This window comes from Bartonella sp. AP30XZML, from assembly GCF_042195945.1.
GTDB lineage: Bacteria > Pseudomonadota > Alphaproteobacteria > Rhizobiales > Rhizobiaceae > Bartonella.
In genome coordinates this window covers 1-4,943 of sequence record NZ_JBHIPJ010000066.1, presented here as the reverse complement: position 1 = coordinate 4,943, position 4,943 = coordinate 1, and the positions used below count along the sequence as shown (strand labels likewise).

At 41.4% G+C, this 4,943-nt stretch carries 3 protein-coding genes and 4 pseudogenes; 2 read left to right on the top strand and 5 right to left on the bottom strand.

What is annotated here, in order from left to right; translation table 11 throughout:
• The 5 genes and pseudogenes from ACFIL2_RS05080 to ACFIL2_RS05060 all read right to left on the bottom strand — a co-directional run.
• The coding region (locus ACFIL2_RS05080; protein WP_375680487.1) for a late control protein at positions 1-711 on the bottom strand (711 nt) is incomplete at its 3' end.
• Positions 711-965 (bottom strand): tail protein X, encoded by a 255-nt coding sequence (locus ACFIL2_RS05075; protein WP_375680486.1) that lies wholly within the window; start codon positions 963-965, stop codon positions 711-713. The genes ACFIL2_RS05075 and ACFIL2_RS05080, both read right to left, overlap by 1 nt.
• Positions 962-1,438, bottom strand: a complete 477-nt coding sequence (locus ACFIL2_RS05070) for a phage tail protein (RefSeq protein ID WP_375680485.1) — start codon at positions 1,436-1,438, stop codon at positions 962-964. The genes ACFIL2_RS05075 and ACFIL2_RS05070 overlap by 4 nt, the downstream gene beginning before the upstream one ends.
• A gap of 13 nt (positions 1,439-1,451) precedes the next feature.
• Positions 1,452-2,299 (bottom strand): annotated as a pseudogene (locus ACFIL2_RS05065) (phage tail tape measure protein); the annotation flags it as partial.
• A gap of 1 nt (position 2,300) precedes the next feature.
• Positions 2,301-2,675 (bottom strand): annotated as a pseudogene (locus ACFIL2_RS05060) (phage tail protein); the annotation flags it as partial.
• Between ACFIL2_RS05060 and ACFIL2_RS05055 the strand changes: the two are divergent.
• Positions 2,672-2,822 (top strand): annotated as a pseudogene (locus ACFIL2_RS05055) (transcriptional regulator); the annotation flags it as partial. The pseudogenes ACFIL2_RS05060 and ACFIL2_RS05055 sit on opposite strands and share 4 nt — an antisense overlap.
• 797 nt (positions 2,823-3,619) lie before the next feature.
• Positions 3,620-4,943 (top strand): annotated as a pseudogene (locus tag ACFIL2_RS05050) (autotransporter outer membrane beta-barrel domain-containing protein); the annotation flags it as partial.

The following is a 4,943-nucleotide window of genomic DNA, read 5'->3' as shown; positions in this document are numbered from 1 at the left end:
CCGCACGGGACCGCTAACCCCTGTCTGATGCTTGACTTGGCATTGCTGCCCTTTTGAGCGATCAAAATAAGAAGCTTCAATAGTGCCATATTGCGTGCGTGGCTCTAATGTGAATTCCCAGTTAGAACAGTCGTGCTTATGGATGTCGAGTGCTGGTAAATTGTCCCCGCTTAAAAACAAAAACTTATGGTCTTTGATTAAAAAACGCGCCCGCATGCGGTCCGCAAGACGGGTTAAAAAATCAACCGCCGATTGATCTGTACGAATCACATAAGAAAGAGTTTGTTTGACAAATTGTGGACTCACCTTTGCTTGATAGCCATGGCGTTTGGCGAGTGTCTCAACAATCTCACCAACAGTTTTGTGATCAAAATGTTCACTCGCTTGTTCTTTGAGCTCTTTACGCATGGAGGCGCTTTTGCCACAAAGGCGCAAGATTTCTCCATCACTGCCCCCACAACTTACAACCGATTCGACAACAAAACACCCCATAAAGGCACTGATGCTGTTCTCATAACCAAAGATCACCTGTAGCGCACTGTTGCTTGAGGGAACCTCTAAATCATTGCCACTATCATCAAACTCTGCTTCAAATATATCGGCTTCATTACCGGCATGGTCCGTGATAGTTGCGGTTAAAAGACGCTGGTAAAAAACCTCATGAACAGGTTTGTATCCCACCTTGACCACAATAAAAGGGTGTGTACGCATTAATCCCATAACCGCTTCACCATGCTTTGGGGATTAGACAACACAAATTCAGGCAGAATGACCTTTAAGCCCCGCGGTAAAAACACACCATATTTGGCAATCTCTGGATTGGCTTCCAGTGTGGCTTCTAAATAGCCGTTTAGTCCCCCAACTTGAGAACGGTCCCCTAACACAGCCATGACATGGTGAAAGCAAAGGAGATCGAGGCTCATATCCTCTAGCTCTACAATAACGCGCTTTTTGGGTATCTTCATGGGGTAGGTTCCTCTTGGTAATACCCCATTTGATATTGTCTCTCTTGGTCTTGTCCTTGTGGTTTTCCGCCATTAAAAAAGGGCAAGAGCGTAATGGAATAGCGGATGCGCTGGGATTGACCAGAGCGACTGATATAGTCATGGTCTTTATTGATCGTGGTGATTACTACGGATCCATGGAGAAGGACACTATAGGTCGTATCATTAATCCAACGAAGCATCTGGACAGGCTTTGCTCTTCGAATAGTTGTAGTGATGGCATCTATCGCTACCCGATCACCAAATTCTTCTGGAAACCAAACCCCATGAATGGTTTTTGCATCATTGCCATAGCCGGTAAATTGCAAACTGGGTGCCTTGCCAAAACGCTCCATACAAACCCATGAGGCGGAAAACTCTTCTTCAAAGGATTGGAAATTCAGCCAGTCCACATAAAATTGATGCGGACCTAACATCATCAAAGGATCTCTCATAGGCTCCCTCCCATCATTCTGTCCCGCCATGCAGCGCATTAGCACGTGCCCGTTGCAAAGCATGGGCAACCGCACGACCAGTGGCCATGGGTTCACGCGCCCCATTAACATGCACTGTGACATTTTGATTGTGTGTGATGGGGGAACGGTCTTTGTCTCTTTGCTCTCTCGCAGATGAATTTACAGGAGAAGCTCCCGCAAATTGCACGATGGGTTGGATGGCTGTTTTACCCCCCAAAAAACTTGGCAAAAACTCTCTTACATCAATGGAACCAATCCACCCCTTAATGCGGCTAGGCAAAGATTTACAAAAATCCATCAATTGTGAGATAGACGACATAAAGCCATCGACAATCGAATTAGCCAAATCTTCGCCGGCTTGTTCCATACCAGCCTTGGCAGCATCAGAGAGCTTTTCCTGTGTAAAAAAACTCTTCAACCATTGCCAAAAGTTGGAAAAGCTTTGTTTAACGCCCTCCCACAAATTGCCAAACCACTCGGCAACAGAGGAAAGCTCTTGTTTAAACTTTTGCCAAGTTTGAGAGAGATCAAAAGCATTGGCGATTATATTTTTCCATTTGGTGATGGTGGTGGTATCGGCACCAAAAAAGCGCATGACGGCTTCAAAGGCTTGCCCAANGCAAGGATGACAGCCACAACAGCAGCAACCACAGCCCCTATTGGGGTAAAAATACCCCCCACAACAGAGGAAAGACCCGCCCCAACCACTTCGATCACTGTCCCGATCCAACCAAAAGAGGCAGCAAATGCACTTCCTGAGATCATAACGCCGCGAAACGCCGCCACAAGTAAAGTCATTGGGCAAAGAAGACGCAGCGCGCTCCCACCAAGCCCTGCCATCGGCTGCACGGGTGCGCACCACATTGACAAAGCGCCACAATGGGTCACTGGAGGTGGTGTGGTTGCCCCATAAAATACGTCCATTGGCGACAATTTTTCCATGGGCATTTTGGCTAAGCCGTGCTGGAATAAAGGTAGCAATATCGGCTTGGTTAAGGCGATTTGCTTCATGATCGATTTCCCCATCAAAATAGCTAATGGGGCGCGCTGTTCCTAAAATGCCTTTGACATCTTGGTTGGAGGGAAACCAAAAAACACCGCCCCTTTGCTTGTCGCGTTTGATAAACATGGCGGCAGCAAAGGGACTTGCCGGTTTAACACTCCAACCACCATCACTATTTGCCACCCAGACAAAGGAATCAATCAGGTAACAAAAATGCAACAATTAAACTTCCCCCTGAAGATATAGCGGAACTCGTAGCAGAGCTTGATAAAAAGTTACAAGAGCTTGTTCAAAACATCAAAGACAGAGAAGAAATAGAGCTTACCTTGCCTCTTTTTAAAATTGCATTTAAAACGTTAAATAGAGGTTGGAAAAGCACTCAAGAACTACACAAATCCAACCTAACCATCATTATACAATGGAAAATGAAGGTGCATTTCTCCTTACATTAAGATTTTTAATAACACTTTGTTTTTAACATATTATATCTTTTTTTGCTTTTTGGGCTGATTTTGGAGCGAACTTCACAATTTATAGATTTTTTTCAAAGGGGCTTAAAAGGCGGTCTTCTAGGCTTTCACAGAGTTTTTTTAAATCTTCAAAGCCTTTTCCTATTTTCCATTGAATCACAGTTTTTTCTCATTTTCACTCTTTTTTAGATGTCAAAATCCATTTTGATAAAACGCGCATTTAATGGTGAAAATTAGTCATAAAAAATCATAAATTTCCACCTATTCCCACTTAAAAAAACTCCTGTCAAACGACAAACTTTCTTTTTTGTATATCCACAGCAGCATGGATACTGCTATTCTTTATTGCTCATTTCCTCTCTTCTTGTTTCTTTTTTCTAATATTTTTTCCATTCTTTTTTCTTTTTATAACTCAATAAAGTTTATCTCTAAACAATGCACAATAATAACACTATGATCTAAAATCAAATAAATATAAATAATTTTTAATATTATAAAATAATTTATATTTATTTCATAATGAATAATATTCAAAACATTATGTATTTTTATAAAAAAATATTTTTCTACTTTACATAAAAATAAAAACAATCTATTGGTCCCCAAAGTAGAAAACCATTCATTTGATATCCTTCTTGTAAGCGGGGAAGGAATGCGTGGGGCTTATAAGTTAAGGAAAATATCTAAATGTTTAAAAAATCTCTTTTATCCGGCACAGCTGCCGTAGCTATCATGCTGTTTAGCACTCATTTCAGCGCATATGCGACAGTCCTCAGTGCTACAAGTAATGAAGAAGTAAAAGATGTCTCCGACGACGCATCCGAAAAAAACTATGATGCGATTAAGGCAACAAATAGTGGAAAAATCATTGGCAAGGATATAAAAGTAACCGCTCCTGAATCTGAAAAAACTGGTGTAACATCTACAGATCTTGGTAGCGAAATTACGTTAAAAGGCACAACAACCATTGAAAAAGCTGTGGATGGGATCCTAGCAAAAACAGGTGGTAAAATCACCAGCGAAGATTTAAAAATAAAAGGAGACGATACAGGAACAGGTGTAACAACCACAGATCCTGATAGTACAGTTGAATTAACAGGCACAACAACCATTGAAAAAGTTGCAAACGGATTTCGGGTAAATAAGGGCAGTAAAGTCACTGCAAAAAATGTAACGATAATCCTTCCTGAAGCTAAAGAAGACAGCATTGGTATACTCGTCGATGGTGCTAATAGCGTGATTGAATTAACGGGTCAAACAACCATTAAAGACATTGCTGGCAGCGGTCTTAGGGCAACAACTGGTGGCAAACTCGTTAGTAAAGATTTAACAATAACGGGCTCTCAGAACGAAAAAAATACCAATAGCACCGGTATAGCAGCCTACTTGCCAAATACTATGATTGAATTAACAGGCAAAACAACCATTGAAAATATGGTAACTGGGCTTTATACAGCAGTTGGTAGCAAAATCGTTAGCGAAAATTTGACAATAACCGGCTCTGAAACTGAAAAAAAGAGTACTGGTGCAAAAGCTGACAACAACAGCGTCATTACATTAAAAGGCACAACAACCATTGAAAAAGTTGCAAACGGCCTTGATATACAAAATGCAGCTACAGTCAAGATGACCGATGGTTCCATTACAGCATCTCAAATAGGTGCTCTTTTCAACGCTAGCGGAAATGATGAAAATAAAAACACGCTGGAAAATGTAAAAATATCGAGCAGCAAAGATGACGCCTTGATAGATAAAGGAATAAGTGCCGAAAAAAGCACTGTGTCTTTAAACAATGTAACCGTCACTAAAGCGACAACAGGCATATTTGCAAATAATAACTCCACAATAACAGTCTCTGGAGGTTCATTCGACGGAAAAACTGATGGGGTATATGCTAAAGAAGGCAGCGCCATTACTTTGGACGAAAAAACTGCAGTTACATCATCTGATGGTTACGGACTTCATGCAGAAGGTCCAGCCAAAATCACGAAGACAAAAGGTGCTGTAAGTG